Origin of the sequence: Primorskyibacter sedentarius (assembly GCF_004342065.1) — a bacterium.
Classification (GTDB): Bacteria; Pseudomonadota; Alphaproteobacteria; order Rhodobacterales; family Rhodobacteraceae; genus Primorskyibacter; species Primorskyibacter sedentarius.
Genome location: NZ_SLZU01000033.1, coordinates 1 through 24,746 on the forward strand (window position 1 = coordinate 1; position 24,746 = coordinate 24,746).

Here is a 24,746-nt window from a genome sequence, read left to right on the forward strand (position 1 = left end):
TATATGAGGGCGGCCCGCCTGGGGGCTTTGCCCTCTGAACGACGGGTCAAAATCAAACGCTGAAACCGGGTCAGTTTTGAACGCTCATTGACAACCGTGGATCAAGGGGCCCGCTGCACCTGCTTATCGACAGCACTGGTATCAAGGTGGAGGGTGAAGGCGAGTGGAACACACGCAAACACGGCGGCTCAAAACGCCGGGTCTGGCGCAAGGTCCACATCGGAATTGATGAGAAAACGCTGGAAATCAGGGCGGCTGAGTTCACCACCAACGACATCGGCGATGCGCCCATACTGCCCGAGCTACTTGACCAGATCCCGCCCGGCCAGGAGATCGCCAGTGTCACCGCCGATGGCGCATTCGACACCCGAAAGTGCCATGACGCCATCGCCAAGCGCGGCGCGGCTGCGGTCATACCGCCCCGGAAAAACGCAAGGCCTTGGAAGCCCGACACTGCCGGAGCAATCGCACGGAATGAGGCGCTGCGCGCGTCGAAACGCTTCGGTCGGACGATCTGGAGACGATGGAGCGGATACCACCGCCGAAGCCGCGTCGAGACCAAAATGCATTGTGTGAAGCTGCTGGGCCAGCGCTTGGCTGCCCGGGACTTAGACTGTCAAGTCGCCGAGTTCCAGATCCGTGTCGCCGTGCTGAACGGCTTCACCGCGCTCGGCATACCCATCACGGAAGCCGTGGGATGAGTCCGTCCGGGGAAAGGGGCCATCCGGCCTTCAGCTGATTTGTGCAACAGAGCCGGGGTAAATTGTCATTTTGCACTCCGCACTTTGTCAGCACTTTATCGTCGGGACATTCGATTGCAACACGTGGCGAATGATCTGAACGCAGGGTGCGCGGAAAGCGTGGATTTATACAAAGATGTAAATTTCATTCAAGCATTCTGACTAGTGGAGTTCGCACAAATAGTTCAACGAACTTCGCCGTTGCACACACAAAATTGCGAGCTGCCAAACATGTCAATTTCCCAAGAATCAGCGATACTTGTCTTTCAGGGTGGGCGAGACCCAGGAAACGGAATTCACAACCGTTCAGGACGTGGTCAGGGTGACGTGGATGTGTGCCGTATTCTCAAGCAATGCACACCGGGCAGTCGCTGCACGTCAGCTATGGCTGGTCGCAGACCTGCAGAAGCTGTGTCGATGTTTCAGCTGGTTGGACAGTCAGACGAGGATACGACCAATGCGGTTTGTATATTGGTCAACTGGACCAAATCACCTCCGCAATGACTGAACAGGTTGAACTTGGACAACTCAAAGGATGGCAACTGTGCAACCCATAACAAACGCCCAAGCTGAAGATCACCCTGTTCGACGCTTTCTATCGCATCCGGCTTGGCGCGTGGTGGTTCCCCTGTTGATTACGGTCATCGCGCTATTGGTGCTAAGCCGATTGTCCCACGACACAAGTCTGGCAGAGGTAAACGCCGACGTTGGCGCCTATCCTTTGCATGTTTTGGCGCTGTCTTTTGGGGCAATGTGCATCAGTTATCTGGCGCTTTCGCTTTATGATGTGATCCTCATTCCCAGCGTCACTGACGTAAAGCTACCGCGAGGCATCCCGCTAATGACCGGCTTTAGCAGCGTAGCAGTTTCTAATTTGCTCGGCTTGTCTTGGCTAACTGGCGGAGCCGTCCGCTATCGCATCTATTCTGCTTTTGGCGTGGATATTGGCGCTGTCGCACGGCTGATCGCGATGTCATGGGTCGCGTTCTTTGTGGGATTGCTGATCTTGCTTGGCAGCTTGATGATCGTCCACCCCAAAGGGCTAAGCGAGGTGCTTTCGATATCAGCGAGTTTGGAAACAGCAGCAGGTTTTGTCATCATCGGCGCGATTACCGCTTACTTCTTTTGGACGGCCAAGACCCGCCGGTCCATCGGGTTTGGTGCGGTCAAGATGGACCTGCCAATCGCAAGTGATGGATTAAAAATATCTGCAATTTCAATAGCCGATTTGGCCGCGTCTGCGATGACGCTTTATGTGCTGATGCCATCTGATCTTTCGCAAAATGCTGTCTTCTTTTTCGTGATCTTTGTGGCTGCTGCCGGGTTGGGAATTGTTAGCCATTCACCCGGCGGACTGGGCGTCTTCGAGGCCACAATCATCGCAGGACTTGGTGGGGCGGGCCGCCCTGACGCGCTCGCAGCGCTGGTGATGTATCGTGTGATTTACACTGTATTGCCGTTCCTAGTGGCCTTGATAGGACTTGCCGTCGCATGGATTGTGGCGAACAGGAAAAGCGCGTCGTCCGCGTCTACGGCTGTCTTCAACGCGATCACTTCGGTGGTGCCGATCGTGTCAGCCGCGCTTGTGATGTTGGCGGGGGCGATCTTGCTAATTTCAGGGAATTTACCGGCCGACCCTGAGCGACTTGGGTTTTTACGTGAGTTTTTACCTCTACCGTTAATTGAGACCACGCACCTTTTGGCGAGTGTCAGTGGTGTGTTGCTTATGATCGTTGCACGGGGCCTCTACCGCCGCATGTTTCGGGCATGGCTCTTGGCTATGGTGCTGCTTGGTGTCGGGTTCGGGTTTTCGCTGTTGAAAGGGTTCGACTGGGAAGAAGCGCTGGCGATGGTTCTTTCGATTGGCCTCCTTTGGATATTTCGCAAAGCGTTTTACCGCGCCAACGTTGCTGGTGGGCTCAAGCTAAATTTGAAATGGGTTCTCAGCGTGTCACTGTTGGTCGCTGTTATCAGTTGGATCGGGTTTTTTGCCTATAGAAATGTTCAATATTCAGATGCCCTGTGGTGGCAGATTGCGTGGGACGGCGATGCGTCACGGTTTTTGCGCGCCACCATTGCGATCGCAGTCGCGCTCGCTGCGTTGATGCTGAACGCGCTATTGTCAAAACAATCCACCCGTTTAAAGCGCGAACCAATTTCCGACGTGGTGCGACGCTTGACCGCGAATTCAACATCTGCCGAGGCCGGCATTTCGTTGAGCGGTGACAAACGATTTATCGTTACCACGGATGAACGCGCCTATCTTGCGTATGCCGACACCGGTTCCACCCTGGTCAGCAAAGGTGATCCGGTCGGTGACAAGGACGCAGGTGTCGCAGCAATCTGGCAGTTGCGGGAACTGGCCGACAAAATGGGGCGCCGTTGCGCGTTTTATTCAGTTTCCGACAAGTACCTGACAACATACCTTGATTTGGGGCTTCAGATTCTCAAGATCGGAGAGGTTGCGCGCGTCGACTTACGGACCTTTAATCTTGAAGGATCGCGACGCAAAGACTGGCGCCATGCGCGCTCGCGGATGGCCCGCGACGGTTACGAGTTCGCGGTGATCAAGGCCGCAGACCTCGCGCCCGTGATGGAGAATCTACATGAGGTTTCCGATGTATGGTTGAACATGAAGAACAGCGAAGAGAAAGGGTTTTCGCTAGGATGGTTTCATCCTGACTACATATCGAATTTTGACATTGCAGTATTGCGCAATGTCGATACGGGTCGGATTGTCGCATTCGCGAACTTGATGCAGGCAGGTGATAAATCAGAACTGTCACTTGATTTGATGCGTTATGATCCGAGTGGTCTAAATGTTGCCATGGATGCATTGTTTGCAGAAATGATGCTATGGGGAAAGGCGCAAGGGTTTACCTGGTTCTCACTTGGGGCAGCACCATTGTCCGGTTTTGAAAGCCGCCGCTTGGCCCCGACATGGCACAGGCTGGGCAGTTTTCTGTATGAACATGGAGAGAAATTTTATCACTTCGAAGGGCTGCGCAGTTTCAAACAGAAATTCGATCCAGAGTGGTCGCCGGAATTTCTTGCCAGCTCTGGCAGGTTTGACGCGGCCCGCGTGCTCTATGAGGTCAGCTTGCTGGTGTCGCGCGGCGCGAAGGGCATGAAAAAACATATGGCGTCAGGCGAGTGATCAAAACCAACGGCAAAATTGTCAAGTTTGATAGTTCGATTTCGAATCCATCTAGGCATGAAGCATGCGGATGAAACACGAACACCTTGCTCAGCTACCGCCATATAGCCTGCCACCTACGACGATTTCGGTGGCTTCGGACGGAGCCTTGCGGCCGACCGGGCGCTTTGAAGTATTTCGTCGCCCATTGCGCCACCTGCGCGAACAAATGAAGACCCTTACTGGCTGGGGATTGTGTCCGGCAGAGTCTGGCGCGCCAAATGTTACGCGAAAATCGCTACCCTTGGATGAAAACGGGCTCAGCCTTAGCACGCTCTCGGCTGGGGAACCGTCCGCACAGCAGATTTTGTTTATCCACGGTAGCCCCGGCCGTGCCGAGGAATGGCGGCCATATCTGGAAAACTGCCCAGCGGATCAATATCGGATTGCCGTTGATCGTGCAGGCTATGGCGAGAGCCAGCCCAGTGCGCCATGTCCGACAATCGCCGCGCAGGCAGATGCGATCGCGCCTCTTTTGACGCCGCGTTGTATTATAGTCGGATATTCTTACGGCGGGTCCGTCGCATTGCAGCTTGCGGCGGATCATCCTGATCTGGTGGCGGGGCTTTTGCTTGTTGGATGCCCGATTGATCCCCAGCTTGAATATGTGAATCCGCTGCAAAGAGTCGCTGCAACATCCATTGTGGCGCGATTGCTGCCACGCGCCCTCAATGCGTCTAATATTGAACTGTTGCCTTTCAAGTCAGATCTCGCCGACCTTTTGCCGAAGCTTAGTGCGATAAAATCGCGAGTGACTGTCATGCAGGGGCTTCTGGACACGTTGGTAGTTGGATCAAATGCGGACATGCTCGCAGCGCAGCTGAATGGATCTGCTGCGCCGCGCGTAATATTGATTCAGGATGGTGACCACTATCTACCTTGGACCCACCGATTAACTGTCGAGCAGGCATTAGGTTTTGTTCTACGAGATAGCGCGCCGCCGACGTATGCGTGGTGAACAAACGTGCTGGCGAACGAATTGTTGGGTTCAGAGCGAACCTATTGGTGTCGCGGTTTGACGACTCCATCCAATTCGCACATCGCCAACCTTGCACATTTGTAAAGTAACGGTCGGTTTGGCGTAAACTTGCAGGTGATTAATTAACTACGCCATTAGAGACGCTTGCAATGAAAGACGGCAATATGACACCATTCAGTTCTTGGCGGTTTAGACCTAATTTGCTTAAGCACGCTTGGCTGCTGTGTGGCGTCCTTGTGCTGTCGGCCTGCAATGAGGAACGCAACAGTTTTCTAGACCCCGCCGGACCGATCGCCGCTGCACAGCGCACCCATATGTTCGAGGTGATTGCCTGGACGATGATCGCAATTGTACCAGTTTTTGTCTTCGTTCCTTTGATTTTATGGCGGTATCGCTTTCGCAACGCCAAGGCGCGTTACACACCGGATTGGGAATTCTCAGGTTGGTTAGACATGGTAATGTGGGGCGTTCCCTTTGTGATTATCATCATTTTGTCTAGCATGCTTTGGAAAAGCACGCATGCGCTTGATCCTTACAAACCCATAGCGTCGACTGAGGCACCTGTTAACGTGCAGGTCGTCGGGTTGGATTGGAAGTGGCTGTTCATCTACCCCGACCTTGGGATCGCGACGGTGAACGAACTTGTCATTCCTGTAAACGCATCCGTCGCGATGGACATCACCACTGATACCGTCATGCAATCCATTCTCATATCTTCGCTGGCAGGGCAAATTTATGCGATGCCGGGTATGCGCACGAAACTGCATGTTTTGGCTGACGAAACAGGCACCTTTGTGGGTGAAAATACCCAGTATAACGGGGATGGTTTTGTCGATCAGAATTTTCAGACCATCTCAATGTCTACAGAGGATTTCGCAGTTTGGGTAACGACTGTGAAAGCGAGCGGCGTGACGCTGGATGCAACGACCTATGGCCGTTTGGCTGTTGGGTCGACCGGTGCCCAGGCACATGAAACGCTTGGCTCATCGCAGATGCCGGAAGGGGTGATCTACTTCAATCAGGTAGAGCCTTCTTTGTTTGAAACCGTGCTGGGTCGCTACAACGAAGGTACTGACATTCCTCCCGCCCAACAACCCGGTGCCGTGGGCTATGTGCCACCATCTGCGCAAGGAGCAAACCAATGAATCCTGACGACACCATTCACTGGCTTATTGGTCGCCTTGGCGTTTCTTCGCTGCCTATATTGCCCGCAATCGAAAACCCGACCGCGAGTGAATTGGTCGGCGCAGGTGCTGCGTCAGTTGCTATCTTCGGTGCAATCGGTGCCGTCATTTTTATCACGTGGTTAGGCGCGTGGAAAACCCTGTGGTTCGACTGGCTGACCAGTACCGATCACAAACGCATTGGCATCATGTATATCGTGCTGGCTTTGGTGATGTTGGCTCGCGGTGTGATTGAAGGCGTGGTGATGCGAACCCAGCAAGCGTTTGGGTTGGATGGTGGCTTCTTGGCGCCCGACCACTTTGGCGAACTCTTTACTACCCACGGAACGATCATGATCTTCTTTGTGGCGATGCCGTTAATTGCGGGGATTGCTAATTATGTTATGCCGCTGCAAATCGGCGCGCGGGACATGTCATTTCCGGTGATGAACCAGATTTCACTGGGTCTGACGGCGACGGGGGCAGCCCTGATAATGATCAGCCTTGTTATAGCGCAGTTTTCCACCGGAAGCTGGGCTGCTTACCCACCCTATACAGGGCTGGATTTCCAACCCGGTCCGGGTCCCGACTATTGGATATGGACCATCATTCTTGCCGGTATCGGGACCACGATGTCGGGAATTAACTTCGCCGTCACTATCTATAAAGAACGTGCGCCGGGAATGACGTTGTTCCGAATGCCACTGTTCACCTGGACGATGCTCTGCACGTCCATCATCATGATTTTTGCTTTGCCGCCACTGACCGTTGCCGCGTTGATGCAGGCCGCTGACCGATATCTTGATTTTCATTTTTTCACAAATGATCTTGGTGGCAATATGATGAACTACGTCAACCTGTTCTGGTTATTTGGCCATCCCGAAGTCTATCTGTTGGTGATCCCGGCATATGGTGTGTTTTCCGAAACCATCGCGACGTTTTCGGGCAAGCGCTTGTTCGGTTACAATTCGCTGGTCTTCGCTACGATGGCGATTGCCGTGTTGAGCTTTTCGGTTTGGCTGCATCACTTCTTTACGATGGGGCAAAGCGCAAATGTGAATATCGCCTTTGGCATCGCTTCAATGTGCATCGCCGTGCCAACCGGCGTCAAAATCTACGATTGGATGGCGACGATGTACCGAGGCCGCATTCGGATGTCTGTGCCGATGATCTATGCAATCGGATTTTTCTACCTGTTCACAGTCGGCGGACTGACAGGCGTGATGTTGGCCAATCCGACGATATCCTACCAGGTTCACAATACATTGTTCCTCGTGGCTCATTTCCACAATGTCATCATTCCGGGAGTCGTTTTTGGGTTGATGTCAGGCTATTTCTACTGGTTCCCAAAGGCATTCGGTTTCCGTCTGCATGAAGGGTGGGGGCGCGCGATCGCACTGTTTTGGATTTTCGGTTTCTCATTCACATTCTTCCCGCTCTACGTTCTGGGGTTCATGGGGATGCCGCGACGTTCGGTCAGCTATACCAACCCCGCCTTTGAGCCATGGATGATGGTCGCCTTGTTTGGCGCAGGGCTTATTTTCGCGGCACTCGTGTCTCTGTTCATCCAGCTTCGCGTCAGCATCCGCGATAGGGAAAATTTGGCGGTGCCGGTAGGTGATCCGTGGAATGGTCGCACATTAGAATGGTCAACGTCTTCACCACCCCCACACTATAATTTTGCTGTCCCCCCCACAGTTGAAGACCGTGACGATTTTGCGGATGCCAAGGCCAAGGGGCGTGCCTATCAAGAGCCAGACGCCTATGAGGATATCGAAGTGCCCGAGAATACACCGATCGGCATGATCATCTGCGTCTTTGGAACACTATTGGGCTTTGCCTTGGTGTTTTACATCTGGTGGCTCGCGTTAGTGAGTGCCGTCGTCATCGTGGTGGCGATCATCGCACGCACGTTCAATTTGTCTACCACGCGCACAATTCCGGCCGCCGAGGTTGCCGAAGAACACCGCGCATGGCTTGCTCAAGTACGTGCGACGAAAGCCGTCACACGTGAAGCTGAGACCAAAAGCACGAACCATGGATTGGCCGGTCTTGAAACGGCACCATCTGATGGAGAGCCAGCATGAAGCATCCGATCCTTCACCCGGGTATGAATCTTGGCCCGCATCACGGCCAAGCCCATTACGACGCGGAACGAGTCACATTCGGTTTCTGGGTTTTTTTGATGAGCGATTTGATCATCTTTGGCCTGATGTTTGCAACTTATGTCACTATGGCCAACCCGACGGGGCTGGCGGGCGGTCCGGGGCCAAAAGATGCTTACGACCTGACAAACGTTTATGCCCAAACGATGGTTCTGCTTGTCAGTAGTGTGACGTTCGGCATGGCGTCGCTTGCCATGCGGTTCGAACGGGGCAGTGGTCCAATTACACTATGGCTTTGCATAACGTTGGCGCTCGGCCTTGGCTTTCTGACGCTCGAACTGCTTGATTTCTCAAACATGGTTGAAGCGGGTGCTGTGCCGTCCCGCAGCGGTTTCTGGTCGTCCTTCTGGGGGCTGGTGCCGCTACATGGTCTGCACGTTTTTGTTGGATGTTTGTGGATTTCCATCATGATGATCCAGATGCGCATCTTCGGGCTGGCTCCCGTGATCAAAACACGGATTTTGCGACTTGGCCTATTCTGGCACTTCCTGGACCTGATCTGGATCGGGATATTTACCATTGTTTATCTGGGGGCGCTGTCATCATGAGTGAACCAACTTATCGCGACGAAGCTCGTGGGTATCTTATCGGGTTTGGATTTGCACTTGTGTTGACGCTGATACCGTTCGCACTGGTCATCTGGGGCGACCTTGGCCCCGCTATGACCCTCGGCGCATTGGGGGTTTGCGCCCTTGCGCAGCTTGTGGTGCAGCTCCGGTACTTTTTACATATCGATCTGTCGCGCCAGAAACGGGAGGATCTGCAACTGATCCTGTTCTCCAGTCTGTTACTGATCATGATGGCCGGCGGGACGATCTGGATCATCGGCAATCTCGGGATGCGAATGTAGTCGAAGCTGTCGCGTCGGCGCAAACAGGCCCATTGTTTACAAATTTGTAAGTTAAACGAAAAGTCGGCGCACGTTCTGAGGTCAATAAACAAATGACTAGGACGGCTTCGATCAACTCCCATGAAGCCTTTAAACGGAAACAAGAAAAAGGATGTCATCGTGACCCTTTTGATGAACAAAAACCAAACAATAACTGAAAGAGAGTTCAATTGAACAATATCGTAAAAGGCATGATTGCCGGTTTCGCTGGGACTGTCGCACTTTCCATTCTCATGGCCATGAAATCCGCAATGGGCGTGATGCCCAATCTTGATATCATCAAAATGCTGGCCGGAATGGTTGGTGCCCCTATCGCTGTTGGCTGGATTGTGCATTTCACAATCGGAACGATCGCATGGGGCGGCGCCTTTGCCGTTCTGAATGACCACGTTCCGGGCGATAGCGAAATAAAGAAGGGTTTGGTTTTTGGTGTCGCGGCCTGGCTTGCGATGATGCTGGCGGTGATGCCTATGGCTGGCGCGGGCTTTTTCGGTCTGAACTTCGGGATCATGGCCCCGGTGATGACCTTGGTTCTGCACCTTGTTTTTGGTGCGGTGATGGGCTGGACCTATGCCCGCCTGCCGTCTGCTGACGCCAAGATGACCGCCTAAACAATCGCGCGCCGACGCTGCTACCGCAGCGCAGACTGTTTGTCGGCTAAAAGAAAGCAAAAAGGACCCATGCAAATGTTTCGATCAATACTCTTAGGATCAGTGGTATTCGGCGTCATCGGGTTCATTGGCTTTCTGATATACGCACACGAGCCCGCGATTGATCCCATCACACAAGACAACCCGCAGGGCTTTGATCCTGAAACTGTTGAAAAGGGTAGGATCCTTGCGGCGGCTGGATATTGTTCGACGTGTCACACCGCCGAGGGCGGTGCGCCCTTTGCGGGGAACCTCCCCATGGCGACCGGGTTCGGGACGATTTATTCGACCAACATCACTCCAGACGTTGAGACAGGGATCGGTGCATGGTCACAAGTGGCGTTCCAGCGCGCGATGCACGAAGGCGTGGACCGCGAAGGCCAGCATTTGTTCCCAGCATTCCCTTATAATCACTTTACAAAGATGACCGATGAAGACGTCGACGCGATCTATGCCTTCATCATGACTGACGTTGACCCTGTGCCATCGGTGCAAAAAGAGAACGGGCTGCCGTTCCCGCTCAACCTGCGTTTTCTACAAGCAGGCTGGAAATTGCTCTTTGTGGACTCTGGCGTTTATCAGGCCGACGCGTCGGAGTCTGATGCTTGGAACCGCGGCGCATATTTGGTTGAGGGCGTGACCCACTGTGGCGCCTGTCATACGCCACGCAATGCCCTAGGCGCTGAACGGGAGGATGACCGTTTTGGAGGGGCCGAAGTCGAGCAATGGATTGCACCTGCTTTGACCGCCGCAAACCCGTCCCCTGTTCCTTGGACTGCGGCGGCGTTTGCTGAATTTATCGAAACAGGCTCGGCCCAGTTGCACGGTATCGCCGCTGGCCCGATGTCGCCCGTTGTCCATGCGGGGCTGCGTGAGCTGTCTGAAGATGACTTGAATGCAATCGGAGTCTATTTGGCCGATCAGGATGGCGCACATGACAGTGATGCAGAGGTTGCTGAAATAGTGAACGCAAGTCTTGCCGAGGGTCAGCCTGATAAATCCTACCGGATGGAACTAGGCGAGCGGCTGTATGCGACCACCTGTGCCGCGTGTCACTATAATGTAGAACAGATTGTTCTTGGGCGCCCGGATCTCGGTATCAACTCAGCGACGCGATTTAGCGAGCCTGACAATCTGATCCACGTCATTTTGAACGGCGTCACGAGCCCTGAGGGGATACCCGGTGTCGTTATGCCAAGCTTTCGGACTGCAATGAGCGATGAGGAAGTTGCAGCAATCGCGGCTTATCTTCGGGCCTCAAGGACTGACGAAGCTGCTTGGCCAGAGCTGTCGCAGAAGGTTTCGACCATTCGTGCCGAAGCCACGGCATCCGAGTAAGCGTGAAAGGAAACATGAGATGATTAATCTGAAAATCAACGGGCGCGACGTAAGCCTTGATATCGATCCTGATACGCCACTGCTTTGGGCGATCCGCGATGACATTGGCCTGACTGGTACCAAATTTGGATGTGGCATTGGGATGTGTGGCGCTTGCACCGTCCATGTGGGTGGTCGGGCAACGCGCTCCTGTATCACGCCGCTGTCGGCCGTCGATGGCGCTGAAATCACAACCATTGAAGGTCTCGATCCCAATAGTAACCACCCCGTCCAAGAAGCCTGGCGCGATCTGCAAGTGCCCCAATGCGGGTACTGCCAGTCGGGGCAAATCATGCAAGCCGCGGCCTTGCTTAAGGATATTCCCGACCCGAGCGACGATGACATTGATGCCGTGATGACAGGCAACCTTTGTCGTTGCATGACATACGTCCGCATCCGAAGCGCGATTCGCCAAGCCGCAGATGGAAAAAAAGGGGTATCTACCGATGGTTAAGGGTAAATTTTCACAGTCTGTGCCCGCATCCAACCTAACGCGCCGTGGATTTCTGATTTCGATGACGTCAGCAGGGGTCGCCTTTGGTTTTCCAAAAACATCGAACGCGGCAATGAACCCTGCCGCAGCTGACGGTGTTCCGATAACGGCCGTTGGCGATACATTTGAGCCAACCATCTGGTACTGGGTCGACACTGAGGGGCAGGTCAACGTCAATATTATCCGCGCCGAGATGGGCCAGCATGTCGGTACGGCAATCGCTCGTATTCTCGCCGATGAGCTCGACGTGGCGTGGGAGAACGTCCACATCACTCTGGTGGATACAGCCGCGAAATGGGGCACAATGGTTACTGGCGGGAGTTGGTCGGTTTGGCAAAGCTGGTCGATTTACCGTCAGGCCGGTGCTGCGGGGCGGGTCGCATTCATTGATGCAGCTGCAACGAAGTGGGGCATCGACGCCGCAGATTGCACTGCCAGTAACGGCACCGTGACTGGTGGTGGAAACACGATTACCTATGGCGAATTGGTATCAGAAGGGTTGTCGCGTACTTTCACCGCAGACGAGTTAAAGGCCCTCCCTCTCAAACCGCATTCTGAACTTAACTTGGTTGGCAAGGATGTGAAGGCGCTTGATATTGCCACCAAGACCAACGGTGAGGCCATCTATGGATTGGATGCCAAAGTAGATGGCATGGTTTACGGTGTGCCACTGTTGCCGCCAACACGGATAGGGTCGAGTGTCGTTTCTATTGATGACAGCGAAGCGCAAAGCGTGAATGGCTATCAGCAAACCCTGCAACTGGAAGATCCATCGGGAACCGTTCCTGGATGGGTGGTTGTGATCGGCACCACTTTGATGGCGGCGAAATGGGCATCAGAAAAAATCGTAGTCGAATGGAACGTGGGAGAGACGGCCACGGTGTCGGAAGCGGATATTCAGCAACGCAGCCGTGCCTTGATCGCTGACGAAACTGCGGGTTCTATTCTGGATACTGGCAACACGGACACCGCGCCGGTCTTTGCAAGCGCTGCGGACATGTTGGAGGCAGAGTATACAACTGCGACCGTGTTGCATTTTCAGCTGGAACCCGTGAATGCGACTGCGTTTCAAAACGAGGACGGCGTCTGGGTGATTGACACGGGGAACCAGTGGCAATCGCTTTGCCTACCATGGCTTCAAAAGGCATTGAACGTTGACGCTGGTCAAGTCGTTATGCGCACCTATTTGCTGGGAGGCGGCTTCGGCCGTCGCTTGAATGGTGACTACACTGTTCCGGCGGCACTTGCATCAAAAGCGCTTGGTGGAAAGCCGGTCAAGTTGGTTTTGTTCCGCGAAGACGATGCAAAATTTGATAGCCCACGCTCGCCCAGTGTTCAGAAACTCCGCATGGCATTTGATGCCGACAAGAAAGTTATCGGCATGGAACAATCCGCTGCCGCGGGTTGGCCAACGCAGGTGATGATCCCAGCATTTATGCCGAAGGGTACGAATGGCGAACCTTACGATCCTTTCGCCATTTCCGGCGCAGATCACTGGTATACAGTTGGTGCGCAAAAGGTACGTGCGCTTTCCAATGATCTGGCGAACAAGACATTCCGCCCGGGTTGGCTTCGATCCGTTGGACCGGGTTGGACCAACTTTGCACTCGAGAGTTTTATGGATGAAGCGGCAAACAAGTTGGGTGTTGATCCGGTTACTTTCAGATTGGACCATCTCATTGCCGAAGGACGCAACGCCGGTTCCGTGCCAAACGCTGTTGGCGGTGCCTCGCGACAGGCAAATGTGCTGAAACGTGTCGCAGAACTATCGGACTATAAAAACGCCGATCTACCGGATGACACGGGGATCGGGTTTGCCACCACATTCGGGCAAGAACGCGATATGCCCACATGGACCGCCACTGCCGTTCAACTTCATGTAGATCGGGAAACCGGCGAGGTTGACGTGCAAAAGGTTTGGCTTGTCATTGATTGTGGAACAGTCGTCGATCCCGGTGGCGCGATGGCACAAGGCGAAGGTGCCTGTTTGTGGGGGATTTCCATGGCTCTCTATGAAGGTACAGAGATCGAAAACAGCAATGTGCGCGACCGTAACCTTAACACCTATACGCCACTACGGATGATCGACACGCCGGACTTGAACATTGAATTTGTGGACAGCACTGAGGCGCCAACAGGCATGGGCGAACCGGGTGTAACGCCCATGGGACCAGCGATTGCGAATGCAATTTTCAATGCGGTCGGCGTGCGTATGCGTCATCTTCCAATTAAGCCAGAAGCAGTTTTGGCGGCGTTGGAACCGTCAGCTGATAATTGATTGCGAAAGCGTGGATAAGATCTGAATTCTGAGTGTGAACTGGGGCACCTTCGTGGCCATAGTTCCGGACGCAAAGCGATGATTGAGGAAAAAGATGGCACTGTCAAAGCAAGAGCCAGAGATCATGGCGTCGGTTGAAGCGCTGGAACGGGAGATGCGTGAAATGCGATGGTAATCCCCTCATTTTTAATGGGGCTCAGCCGCAGAATTCACGCGGCTGTCTTCAGTTTCATAGCGGGTGTGATCCCGCCGATGGCCATGTTGGGCCGTAAGCGTCCGGTCTGACCGCCCTCGCTATGGTGTCGCTTTCCACGGCAGCAGATCATCGACGCGGTTGATTTTGTGATCTGGGATGCGGGCGAGCGTATCTGCGAGCCATGCTTGTGGGTCGACGCCGTTCAGCTTGGCTGTTTCAATCAGGGTGTACGCAATGGCGGCGGCGCGACCGCCGGTCTGTGATCCGACGAACAGGTAGTTTTTGCGCCCGATTGCGATAGACCGCATCGCGCGTTCTGCGGTGTTGTTGTCGAGTTCCAGAATGCCGTGGTCGAGGTAGGGATGCAGCCGCGTCATGCGGGTCAGGGCATAGCGGATAGCGCCTGCCAGGGGCGACTTACCTGAGATACTGGGCAGTTGGGTATGCAGCCAGGCTTCGAGGTCATCGAAGATTGGCTTTGCCTTTTCCTGTCGGAGTGCTGCCGGAGCGCTGCGCGTCTTTTTGGCGGTGATCCACGCGCCTCTTTCTCGACAGCGTAGAGCTGCGCGATGCGCTTGATGGCCTCGTCTGCGATGGCAGAACCTTGGGCGCGGTGGATGTCGACGAACTTGCGCCTGACATGGGCCATGCAGGCAACCTCGCGGATATCGCCGGACTGGTAGAGGTCTTTGAGGTCAGCATAACCGTCCGCATGCATCCAACCTTGGTATTTGGCCAGATGATCCTTCGGATGCTGTCCTTTGCGATCCGGCGAGAACTGATACCAACTGGCGGGTGGGACATCACTGCCCCAGGGGTGTTCGTCGCGCCCGTAGGCCCAAAGGCGTGCTGTCGCTGTCTTGCCGGTCCCTGGGGCCAGCATCTTGACTGGCGTGTCGTCGGCAAAGATGGCTTGCCCGGCCAGAACATGCCGCCCAATGGCATCCGCCAGTGGTTCCAACAACGCCGTGGATTTGCCAACCCAGTCGGCCAGCGTTGAACGGTCAATGTCGATCCCGTCGCGCTCGAAGATGCCGCATTGACGATAGAGCGGCAGGTGGTCGGCGTATTTGTTGACCAACACATGCGCCAACAGACCCGGGCCGGGACGGCCGCGTTCGATCGGGCGTGATGGTAGCACTGCCTGCGTGAAGGCCTCACAGCCCGAGCACGCAAAGCGTGGACGCACGATGCGGTTCACGATGAACCGACCCGGAACATATTCCAGTTCTTCGGTCACATCCTCGCCCAGGCGGCGCAGTCCGCCACCGCATTGGGGGCAATCGTTGTCGCCTGTGGTCAGTTCGACCTCCATGCGCGGGAAGTGATCCGGGTGGGGCGGCGCTTGGGTTTGTCTTTTGGTTCTTCGTCGGGAAGACGCAGCTTTGCCGTCATCTTTGCAACAGCAATCTCGCTTGTCTCCAGGGCCAACTGAAGCTGCTCTATGCTCTCAGATGATGAGCCGAACCGGTGATTGCGGTGACCGGCCAGCTGATGCCGCAGCTTCTCGATTAGGACAGCCTGCGACTTCAACTCAGCCAACAAAAGTGCTGTGAACTGTCTCAGTTCATCAGGGTCTTTCGGCAGAGTTTTGTCGACGTCCAGCATGGTGGAACATTAGCGGAACAACGGCTGGGCGGGAATCCCAAACGCGCATTTATCCCGCCTTGAGCGGTGTCCAGCTGCGCTGTGGCAACCGCCAGTCGATTCCTTCCAAAAGCATCGCCAACTGGGCTGCTGTCAGGGCGACCTTGCCGTCTTTGGCCGCTAGCCAGACAAACCGACCCTTCTCAAGTCGCTTGCTGAGCAGGCATGCGCCTTGTCCGTCCCACCAGATGATTTTGATGAGATCGCCGCGACGACCACGAAAGACGAACAGGTGCCCGGTGAATGGATCCTGCTTCAGCGTTTGTTCGGCCTGCGCCGCCAGCGTCGTGAACCCGCGCCGCATGTCGGTCACACCGGCAGTCAGCCAGACACGTGTGTTCGCGGGAACAGGGATCATGTAGAAAGGCCACGGATCAGCCGGGCCAACGCCTCGGGATCATAGCTGCCGACAACCCTCAGTTGATGACCGCCTGCGATATCGATCTCAATCGCACTTTGTGCGGGCTTGGTGTCAGTCGGCGAGGCCATGTCTTTGGCCGGTATGATCGAAAGTGTTGCGACGACCGGTTGAATCCGCCTTGCGATCCGCGATCCGAATGATGGACCAGGACTGATCCAGGTTGTCGCTGATGAACGGCCTGTTCGAGGGCGTCGAGAACAAACCCGGCATGGGCCGTTCGACTGACTCGCCATCCGACAATGCGTCGCGCAAAAGCATCGATGACGAAGGCTACGTGAACGAAGCCCTGCCAGGTGGCGACATAGGTGAAATCGCTGACCCACAGCATGTCCGGCACCGGGGCCTTGAACTGACGGTTCACCTTATCCAGCGGGCATGGCCGAGACTTGTCCGGAATGGTCGTTCTGTGTTTCTTGCCACGAATGATGCCTTCGATCCCAATGTCCTTCATCAGCCGTGCCACCGTGCAGCGAGCGACATCAAAGCCTTCATGGCGCATCTGGTGCCAGACCTTGCGCACCCCATAGACCTTGTAGTTCTGCTTCCAGACGCGTTCGATCTCGGGCTTCAAGGCCATATCCCGCTTCGCCCGATCCGACATCAGATCGGGGTTCGCCCGCTTGGCCATGTGATCGTAGAATGTGGACGGGGCAATCGGCAGGCGCTTGCAGATCGGCTCGACCCCGATGGCGTCACGATGTTCTTCAATGAAGGCGATCATGTCCTAGACCGGCGGTCGAGCTCCGCCTGAGCAAAATACACCGAAGCCTTCCGCAGGATCTCGTTGGCTTGCTTTAGTTCGCGGTTCTCACGCTCCAAAGCCTTCAGCTTTTCGGCCATCTCAGTCGTGATGTCGCCGCAATCACCGCGATCCACCTCGGCCGTCTTGACCCACTCGTTCAGCGTCTGCGGCGCGCAACCGATCTTCGCAGAAATCGACAGGATCGCCGACCAGCGGCTCTCATGCTGCCCGGGATTGTCCAAAACCAAGCGAACGGCACGCTCGCGCACTTCGGGGGAATATTTGTTCGTCGTCTTGCTCATGATGCTCCATCCTACTCAGGAGTTGGAGCCTCCGGCAAACCCGGCGCGGTTCAGGGTGATGGTTGAATCAGAGCATGACCGTTACCGACGCTTTGCCATCATCTTCCAGATCTGGCCAACGAAGGAACTTAGTGATCCGCACTTAATCAGTGGGATCTGCCGCTAGAGACAAGAATATTTAACGTAAGCATCTGAGGATAAACCTCGTTTTTGAGACTCTAAACTCTCCTATAATAATTTTCCGGTAAAGCGAGAAGGCGCAAAACTCTGGCCTTACAAATAAGTCAAGCGGAGGAAACGTCCCCGACAAGGTCTGGATTTATCGAGCGCTGCTATCAAAACCAACAAACCGAGCGATTTGATGACACAACCGAACGACTTACATGCCCGACTTGATGCATTGAACGCCGACATTCTGAAGGCACGAATTGAACTAAAACAGAAGAACGCATGGCATGATGGCCATAACCTGACCAGCGGTGAGCTAGAGGCGCGGTACAAATTCCTCAAGTCGAAAGTCGACGCCGACGTCGCCGATCTTGAGGCGCATGGTCGCCACGTCAGCAAATTGGAGGGCTCTGTCAGGCAATGGCTGGTTGACAGAAATCCGTACATCCCGTTTCGAAAAGGAGATCAAAACTATGCAAACTGAAACAACGAATTCACAGGAACTGGTTTCAAACGTCAGGCCACTTGCATGGCTTTTCTTGGCGCTAGGCATCGTCAGTATCATCTGGCCAGCCGTGGCGACAATCGCAGTTGAGAGGCTAATAGCTGCGTTTTTCATCATGTCAGGCATTGCCGGGCTGTTTTTCTGGCGACAGTTCGGCAGTGGCAGGGTGGCAGCAATGGGCATCGCGACCTCGGCGATTGCGCTGATCCTTGGCGTTTTGCTGGCAGTCCAACCAATCGCGGGCGCTGCAACACTGACGATGATCTTGGTCGCGGCTTTGGTCGTCGAAGGCGCGTTGAACATATTGATGGCGTTGCAATGGCGAGATGCAAATGCGCTTTGGATTTGGCCGCTGTTGAGTGGGATTGTCACGCTTGTTCTGGCGGTAATGATTGTGAGCGGTTGGCCTAGCACGGCAGTATGGGCAATTGGCCTATTGTTTGGAATGAACCTGCTGTCCACCGGATTGGTGCTACTCGCGCTGAGCCAAACTGGTAGCCGCTGAATCGACCAGCGCGTGAGTTTTCAACTCACGCGCCAACCCTGGTTTGTGTTTAGGCTTCGCTTGGCTGCAGCAAGCCGATCTGTACGTCCATCGTGACTTCGCTGCCTTTGTGAAGGACGACGACCTCTGCTGTTTCATCAGGGGAGGTGTTTGCCACAGCGCGCGTCAGATCGCGCATTTCGTTGATTTCGGTGCCTGCGAACGACAAGATGATGTCGCCTATTTGAAGGCCTGCGGTCGCGGCAGGACTATCGGCAGTGACCATTTCGATCATGGCCCCTTTGGGCGCATCGTAGCCCAAAACATCAGCGATTTCCTGCGACATTGGTTTGATCTGAACGCCGAGCCATCCGCGGCTGATCGTTCCATCATCTTCCAGATCCGTTACGATTGTTTGAGCCAAATCGGAAGGGACGGCAAAACCGATACCAACAGATCCACCGTCCGGGCTATAAATCATGGTATTCACACCGATCACTTCGCCGTGGTCGTTGAATAAGGGCCCGCCCGAGTTGCCACGGTTGATCGCTGCATCCGTCTGGATGAAGTCATCGTAGGGGCCCGAATTGATATTGCGTGACATTGCCGAGATGATGCCCGAGGTCACAGTGTTGCCCAAACCAAACGGGTTCCCAACCGCGAATACCTCGTCACCAGCGCGCATTTCTTCGGACGCTCCGAACGCCACAACTGGCAAGTCTTCGTCAGACAAGATCTTCAACAAAGCGATGTCTGTCATTGGATCGCTACCGACCACTTCAGCGTCGAAACTGCGGCCATCGGCCAGTTTGACAACAACGCTTGCTGCGCCATTAACGACATGATGGTTGGTTACGATGTCGCCGTCTGCGGAAATGATGAATCCAGAACCGAGACCGTTGGGGCTGCTCTCTTTGCTTGCGGGGCCAACACGCGATCCACCTGCGCCTGTAACTTCAATGAATACGACACTGGGTGACACAGTTTCCACGAGATCGCCGTATCCTCCAGCGGGGGCCGCTAGCGCGAGAGACGGGATTGTAATGGCAGTTACGGCGGCGGTGCCGATAATTTTTTTAATAGTGTTCATTTGCTTTTCCTGATGCAAGTTTTGATGCATCGGAGGTAGGCCGCTAACATTGCGACAACGCCCAGTCGCACTATAAAATTATTCAATGTTGTTAACACGTGCGTGATTAGAAAGTTCACACCTCAGAAATGGCATCCGGAACCTTGCAGATTTGTAAGGTTGCGGACAGCAGGATGCAAAACGCAGAATTTTAAATTCACCTTCGGCAGGCGGTCTTGTCGTGCATGAGAGATGTTGTGATGCCCTGCGAATTTTCAAAATTATCAATTGAACCGCTCCCCCGCGTCAGAGTGTTTGATCAAATATGAAACTTCTGGTTGTCGAAGATGATGAAGCGACTGGATCCTACATCGCGCGGGGCCTGCGTGAAGAAGGCCAGACCGTTGACCTTGTTGTATCTGGTCGTGACGCCCTTTTGCTTGCGACGTCGAACACCTACGACGTACTGATTGTGGACCGCATGATACCCGACGTTGACGGCATGACTTTGGTTAAGACCCTGCGCGGCGCGGGCAATCAAACGCCCGTGCTTTTTCTGACATCTTTGGGAAGTGTCGAGGACCGAATTGATGGCCTCAATGCTGGGGGAGATGATTATCTGACAAAACCTTTTGTTTTCGGCGAACTGTCGGCACGTGTCGCGGCACTTGCACGCAGACCACAAGTGGTCGTGCACGAGACATCCTTGGATGTCGGCGATTTGCATATGGATTTGCTAACCCGCAAGGTTAACCGTGCCGGCCGGAACATCGACCTTTTGCCACGTGAATTTGCACTTTTGGAACACTTGGTCCGGCGCAAAGGCCGCATTCAGACCCGCACAATGCTGTTGGAGTCTGTTTGGGACATCAGTTTTGATCCGAAAACAAATCTGGTCGAAACGCATATCAGTCGACTCCGTACAAAAGTAGATAAACCCTTCACAACCAAACTGATCAAAACAGTGCGCGGTGCCGGATATCGGATCGACGCATGACGCATCAATTGCCTGTCCTGCTTCGCTCAATGCCGTTTCGGTTGGCGCTTCTCTTGGTGGCGCTCTTTGCTGCGATCTCGCTCCTCAGTTTTGGGGCTACCTACGTCATGGCCGTTCGGTCCATCGACCAATCCATGCAGAATGATCTGCGACAGGACATGACGGGTTTTCGCGCAGCGCCCAGTGCTGCCGCGCTTGCCGCTTTGGTCGAAGCAGAAGCAAGCGTCACTGATCCACAGCGGCTTGTCCTGAGTTTTATTAGCGGGGATGGCCGCAGTTTCGGTAACTCGATCCTTGCGCGTGATGAAGACGGGTATCGGTTGATTTCCCTCGAAGACGGCAACGCGCAGATCCAAGGGACCTATCTTACGCTAACTGACACGCTATGGGGCGGGCAATTGACGATTGCGCGTAATCGACAAGATGTCGAAGCTTTGCGTGATGCATATTGGCGCATTTTCGCGCTGAGCCTTTTTCCAACGATTATTCTTGGGTTTTCAGGCGCATTATATTTCGCCAGCCGGAGCGCACGACAGGTTAGCGAGATAGGTGCTGCACTTGATCTGATGACGAAAGGTGATCTGAATGCGCGGGTTATGCCCCGTTCAAACTGGTCAGCAGACTTGGCAGGGATCGGTGGAAAGGTGGACCTATTGGCCCAAGCTCAAGAAGCATCTGTTGCAACGATCAAACAGGTTTCCTCAGATATCGCCCATGATCTCAAGACGCCACTGCAGAGGGTCGGTGTCCATTTGAATGACTTAAAACACCAAACGGAATTGTCATCCGAAGCGACTGATCTGATTGAAAAAGCGAGGTTGGAGTTAGATGATATGGCGTTGGTCTTTGTGTCGCTGCTACAGATCGCCCAGATCGAATCCGGCTCCGCCAGGGCACAGTTCGCACCACTCGACTTAGATGCCTTGGCGGGAGACTTCTGCGAGCTTTACGAATTTTCGGCCGCCGACAGTGGTCGCACGCTGAGCTTTGTCGGTATGGGCGAAACGGTCATGGTCGATGGAGACCGGACGTTGCTTGGGCAAGTTCTAGCCAACCTGATTGAAAATGCGATCAGGCACACTCCCAAAGGCTCGGATATCGTTGCTTCGGTGAGCCAAGTCAATCGCCGGGTAACCTTGGCAGTCACTGACAATGGGACCGGGATTCCGGCATCGGAACACGATCTTGTCCTGCGCCGGTTGTATCGACGTGATCAAAGTCGGACGACACCCGGCAGCGGGCTTGGGCTAAGCCTCGTGACCAGTATTGCCAAGCTGCACAACGCTAATGTGATCCTGTCTGATGCCACACCCGGCCTGCGGGTGCAGATCGTATTTGAAAGCAATAATCCTAACCACCTTATGGGCCGCCGCAACAAACGCGAGGCCGGGTACTTTGAACAAAGAACGAGCAGAAAAGAGGTGCTTGATGGCGAACATAGAGACATTTCTTAAATCGTCTTACGCGTGGATAAACACTAACAGCTTTGTCGGCGCATTCGTCCTTCTTATCGGCTTCTTTCTGTTCGGTTTGCTACTTTCTGCAGTCCTTCGCCGTAGCATGCGCATGTTAATTGCGCGGGACACAGATAAACGAATTGATCGCCTGGGGGCCGGCTATCTAGCACGCTTCTCGCAAGTTTTCCTATGGGTGTTTGTAGCAATGTTGTACGCTCACACCGTGCCCGCCCTCGACAAACTGGCGACTGCATTACTGGCCAGTGTCTCAATTGCGTCCGTGGTCATCGGACTTGCAGCCCAGTCAACCCTTGCCAATCTTGTCGCTGGGTTGAGCCTTGTCTTGTATAAGCCATTTCAACTTGGAGATCGGCTAGAGATCAACGTTCCTGGTGGAGTCGAAACCGGAACCGTTGAGTCAGTGTCGCTTGGATATACGGTGCTGCAGACGTTCGACAACCGCCGTCTCGTGCTGTCGAATTCGACCGTCGCCAACGCAGTTATGATCAACCACACTAAAGAAAACCCGCGCATCCTTGCCGTGGTTCCTTTCTCGATTGGGTATGGCGCGGATATCGAAAACGCGCGTTCAATAGTAACGGAATTGGCTAAGCAGCATCCGGACGTTCAAGAAGTTACTGGCTGTCCTGTGGTGGCCCTGAATACATCCAGTGTCGACCTTTGGTTGATGGGTTGGTGCCGGGACGCAGCAACATCAGTGGGTGTGAAGTATGACTTGTTCGAGATCATCAAGAAGAGATTTGACGAGGAAGGCGTAGAAATACCTTTCGCCTATCAGAACATCGTTCTGCACCAGCCGTCTCAACATACATCCGATCAAATGGACGAGGCCAAGGTATGACGTCCAACGATCCTGAGATCCGTCACCTGTTCAGCGTGAAAAAAGACGCGCGAAATATGCACCAGAAATAGAGAAAACGATGAGTGATACGACACAAAACAAAGCGGGCCAACGCGACCTCACACAGGGTGCTATCCCGCTTACGATGATATTGTTCGCATTGCCCACGCTTGGCTCTTCTGTGTTGCAATCCCTGAACGGTTCTATCAACGCGATCTGGGTCGGGCGGTTCTTGGGGGCGGATGCGCTGGCGGCAACGACAAACGGCAATATCGTGATGTTCTTACTGGTGTCGTTCGTGTTCGGGTTTGGGATGGCCGCTACAATTCTTATCGGACAGGCCGTCGGGCGGCATGATGGCGATCTTGCCAAACGGGTGTTTGGCACGGCGATGGGCAGCATTATCCCGTTCGGTATTTTGATTGCAGTCTTTGGTTGGTTCGCCGCGCCAATGATCCTGAACCTTCTGGAAACACCGGCTGGTGCAGAAGAACTTGCCCTTACTTACCTAAGAGTAATTTTTGTGGCTATGCCAGCGACGTTGACCTTCACACTTCTGATGATGGCCCTGCGCGGGGCAGGGGACTCAGTGACGCCGCTGTGGTTCATGGGCCTGTCGGTGATGATCGATCTAGGGTTAAATCCGGCGTTAATCCTTGGTTTGGGTCCGTTACCGCAGCTTGGTATCTTTGGCTCAGCACTTTCGACTGTCATTGCAAACTCGGTCGCGCTCGGCGGTATGCTCATAACGATGTATTGGCGCGGGTCTCCTCTAGTATTGCGACGGGCAGAGTTACACTACTTATTGCCAAGCCGCAAAATTCTGACATCGATGGTTACCAAAGGGCTGCCGATGGGATTGCAAATGATTGTTGTCGCATCCGCCGCACTGACGATGTTGTCGTTGATCAATCGTGAAGGCGTTCAAACCACTGCTGCCTACGGCGCGACGCAGCAGCTTTGGACGTATATCCAGATGCCAGCAATGGCGCTGAGTTCGGCCGCAAGTGCCATGGCCGCTCAGAACATCGGTGCTGGTAAATGGGATCGTGTCGGTGCGGTCACAAAGTGGGGCCTTATCTACAATGTCTGTCTCACAGGGGTAATGATTGTTCTGCTGACCTTGTTTGATAAAGTGGCCCTTGGCCTGTTTTTGGACAGTGGAAGCGCCGCTATCCCAATTGGCCGTCATATCCAATTACTGGCGACATGGGGCTATCTGTTCTTTGGCGTTGCGATGGTCTTGTTTGGGACCATGCGCGCAAACGGTTATGTCATCGGCCCGCTTATCATCATGATCATCGCAATGTTCCCTGTTCGGCTTGGGTTCGCTTACGGGCTGGAACCCGTAATTGGTGCAAACGCGCTGTGGCTGTCGTTCCCTGTCGGAATGGTCGCAACCGCACTCATGGCGAGCAGGCTCTATTGGCGGGGCACATGGCGTGCTGGAAAGATGGTTCCAGAAGGCGAGGCGGTGCACCTCACGGAGAGCCTGCACCCGCACGGTGGTAGCTGTCCGACCGGCAAGGACGTTTCATCCATGCCGGTGGGCGCGCGATAAGTCGGGAACTGTATTGAAGCCTTTGATCGACGCTTGTTTAGCGGCTCTCTGTGACGATGCTTAGCTCTGCAGCGGATAAGTCGAGGAACATCTCGACCGAGGACCCGTCGATACGAAGGCGTGTTTGATCGATAGGAACGTAGACTTGTGTTGTGTCGATACCAATAAAACCACCGACATTGATGATGTAACCCATGAGAACACCGTCTTCGGAAATAATGATGTCGTTGACGTGACCAACCGTCTCATCATCAGCGGACAATACGGGTTTTCCAAGGATTATCGCTGCCCGCTGACTTTCGGCAAAAAGTGAACCGCCCCGGGTTTACCGGAGAGTAAAACTCTCAAAAGGTGAGCCTCATGACAAACAAGAAACATACCCCGAGCTACACGGCCGAGTTCCGC

General features: G+C 54.3%; 19 protein-coding genes, 3 pseudogenes and 1 other annotated feature. Of the genes and pseudogenes, 17 read left to right on the forward strand and 5 right to left on the reverse strand.

The window, feature by feature from the left end; translation table 11 throughout:
- Positions 1-86: 86 nt before the first annotated feature.
- The 11 genes and pseudogenes from EDD52_RS21800 to EDD52_RS21850 form a co-directional block, all read left to right on the forward strand.
- A pseudogene (locus EDD52_RS21800) lies at positions 87-701 on the forward strand (IS5 family transposase); the annotation flags it as partial.
- A gap of 574 nt (positions 702-1,275) precedes the next feature.
- Complete coding sequence (mprF, locus tag EDD52_RS21805) at positions 1,276-3,897, forward strand: bifunctional lysylphosphatidylglycerol flippase/synthetase MprF (protein ID WP_132248741.1); 2,622 nt, start codon at positions 1,276-1,278, stop codon at positions 3,895-3,897.
- A gap of 70 nt (positions 3,898-3,967) precedes the next feature.
- On the forward strand, positions 3,968-4,894 hold the full coding sequence (locus EDD52_RS21810) for an alpha/beta fold hydrolase (RefSeq protein WP_165907639.1): 927 nt from the start codon (positions 3,968-3,970) through the stop codon (positions 4,892-4,894).
- A gap of 170 nt (positions 4,895-5,064) precedes the next feature.
- Entirely contained in the window at positions 5,065-6,060 is a 996-nt protein-coding gene (locus EDD52_RS21815; RefSeq protein WP_243652065.1) for a cytochrome ubiquinol oxidase subunit II, read from the forward strand.
- Positions 6,057-8,165, forward strand: a complete 2,109-nt coding sequence (locus tag EDD52_RS21820) for a cbb3-type cytochrome c oxidase subunit I (protein WP_132248743.1) — start codon at positions 6,057-6,059, stop codon at positions 8,163-8,165. Before EDD52_RS21815 ends, EDD52_RS21820 begins: the two co-directional genes overlap by 4 nt.
- Complete coding sequence (locus EDD52_RS21825) at positions 8,162-8,791, forward strand: cytochrome c oxidase subunit 3 (protein WP_132248744.1); 630 nt, start codon at positions 8,162-8,164, stop codon at positions 8,789-8,791. Before EDD52_RS21820 ends, EDD52_RS21825 begins: the two co-directional genes overlap by 4 nt.
- Entirely contained in the window at positions 8,788-9,093 is a 306-nt protein-coding gene (cyoD, locus tag EDD52_RS21830; protein ID WP_132248745.1) for a cytochrome o ubiquinol oxidase subunit IV, read from the forward strand. Before EDD52_RS21825 ends, cyoD begins: the two co-directional genes overlap by 4 nt.
- Before the next feature lie 209 nt (positions 9,094-9,302).
- Positions 9,303-9,743, forward strand: coding sequence for a DUF6789 family protein (locus tag EDD52_RS21835; RefSeq protein WP_132248746.1), 441 nt, complete (start codon positions 9,303-9,305; stop codon positions 9,741-9,743).
- A 75-nt stretch (positions 9,744-9,818) separates the two neighbouring features.
- Positions 9,819-11,120 (forward strand): cytochrome c, encoded by a 1,302-nt coding sequence (locus tag EDD52_RS21840; RefSeq protein ID WP_132248747.1) that lies wholly within the window; start codon positions 9,819-9,821, stop codon positions 11,118-11,120.
- Between the two features lie 19 nt (positions 11,121-11,139).
- Entirely contained in the window at positions 11,140-11,613 is a 474-nt protein-coding gene (locus tag EDD52_RS21845) for a (2Fe-2S)-binding protein (RefSeq protein ID WP_132248748.1), read from the forward strand.
- Positions 11,606-13,930, forward strand: a complete 2,325-nt coding sequence (locus EDD52_RS21850) for a xanthine dehydrogenase family protein molybdopterin-binding subunit (protein ID WP_132248749.1) — start codon at positions 11,606-11,608, stop codon at positions 13,928-13,930. The genes EDD52_RS21845 and EDD52_RS21850 overlap by 8 nt, the downstream gene beginning before the upstream one ends.
- A gap of 294 nt (positions 13,931-14,224) precedes the next feature.
- Here EDD52_RS21850 and tnpC read toward each other — a convergent pair.
- From tnpC to EDD52_RS21870, 3 genes and pseudogenes are all read right to left on the reverse strand, one after another.
- A pseudogene (tnpC, locus tag EDD52_RS24425) lies at positions 14,225-15,734 on the reverse strand (IS66 family transposase).
- A gap of 49 nt (positions 15,735-15,783) precedes the next feature.
- Positions 15,784-16,131: an IS66 family insertion sequence element accessory protein TnpB gene (tnpB, locus tag EDD52_RS21860; protein WP_132248750.1), complete on the reverse strand. Its 348-nt coding sequence runs from the start codon at positions 16,129-16,131 to the stop codon at positions 15,784-15,786.
- A 181-nt stretch (positions 16,132-16,312) separates the two neighbouring features.
- Positions 16,313-17,238 (reverse strand): annotated as a pseudogene (locus tag EDD52_RS21870) (IS3 family transposase); the annotation flags it as partial.
- Positions 16,841-16,957: a sequence feature (AL1L pseudoknot), on the reverse strand. (Overlaps the previous pseudogene by 117 nt.)
- 361 nt (positions 17,239-17,599) lie before the next feature.
- Here EDD52_RS21870 and EDD52_RS23790 point away from each other — a divergent pair.
- Both EDD52_RS23790 and EDD52_RS21880 read left to right on the forward strand, forming a co-directional pair.
- Positions 17,600-17,890, forward strand: a complete 291-nt coding sequence (locus tag EDD52_RS23790; RefSeq protein ID WP_165907641.1) for a 3-ketoacyl-ACP reductase — start codon at positions 17,600-17,602, stop codon at positions 17,888-17,890.
- Complete coding sequence (locus EDD52_RS21880; RefSeq protein ID WP_165907642.1) at positions 17,880-18,416, forward strand: HdeD family acid-resistance protein; 537 nt, start codon at positions 17,880-17,882, stop codon at positions 18,414-18,416. Before EDD52_RS23790 ends, EDD52_RS21880 begins: the two co-directional genes overlap by 11 nt.
- A 49-nt stretch (positions 18,417-18,465) precedes the next feature.
- Here the strand turns inward: EDD52_RS21880 and EDD52_RS21885 are convergent, their stop codons facing one another.
- Positions 18,466-19,485 (reverse strand): S1C family serine protease, encoded by a 1,020-nt coding sequence (locus EDD52_RS21885; RefSeq protein ID WP_243652067.1) that lies wholly within the window; start codon positions 19,483-19,485, stop codon positions 18,466-18,468.
- Positions 19,486-19,789: 304 nt separating this feature from the next.
- Between EDD52_RS21885 and EDD52_RS21890 the strand changes: the two genes are divergently transcribed.
- The 4 genes from EDD52_RS21890 (at position 19,790) to EDD52_RS21905 (ending at position 24,341) form a co-directional block, all read left to right on the forward strand.
- The gene (locus EDD52_RS21890; protein ID WP_132248753.1) at positions 19,790-20,461 is read left to right on the forward strand and encodes a response regulator transcription factor; all 672 of its coding nucleotides are present in this window, start codon (positions 19,790-19,792) and stop codon (positions 20,459-20,461) included.
- Positions 20,458-21,915 (forward strand): sensor histidine kinase, encoded by a 1,458-nt coding sequence (locus tag EDD52_RS21895; RefSeq protein WP_132248754.1) that lies wholly within the window; start codon positions 20,458-20,460, stop codon positions 21,913-21,915. Before EDD52_RS21890 ends, EDD52_RS21895 begins: the two co-directional genes overlap by 4 nt.
- Positions 21,890-22,780 carry a mechanosensitive ion channel family protein gene (locus tag EDD52_RS21900; protein ID WP_132248755.1) on the forward strand — a complete coding sequence of 297 codons (891 nt, stop codon included), beginning with the start codon at positions 21,890-21,892 and terminating at the stop codon, positions 22,778-22,780. The genes EDD52_RS21895 and EDD52_RS21900 overlap by 26 nt, the downstream gene beginning before the upstream one ends.
- A gap of 79 nt (positions 22,781-22,859) precedes the next feature.
- Positions 22,860-24,341: an MATE family efflux transporter gene (locus tag EDD52_RS21905; RefSeq protein WP_132248756.1), complete on the forward strand. Its 1,482-nt coding sequence runs from the start codon at positions 22,860-22,862 to the stop codon at positions 24,339-24,341.
- A gap of 37 nt (positions 24,342-24,378) precedes the next feature.
- Here the strand turns inward: EDD52_RS21905 and EDD52_RS21910 are convergent, their stop codons facing one another.
- A complete protein-coding gene (locus EDD52_RS21910) occupies positions 24,379-24,624 on the reverse strand; it encodes a PRC-barrel domain-containing protein (protein WP_132248757.1) in 246 nt (81 codons plus the stop codon).
- Positions 24,625-24,746 lie beyond the last annotated feature (122 nt).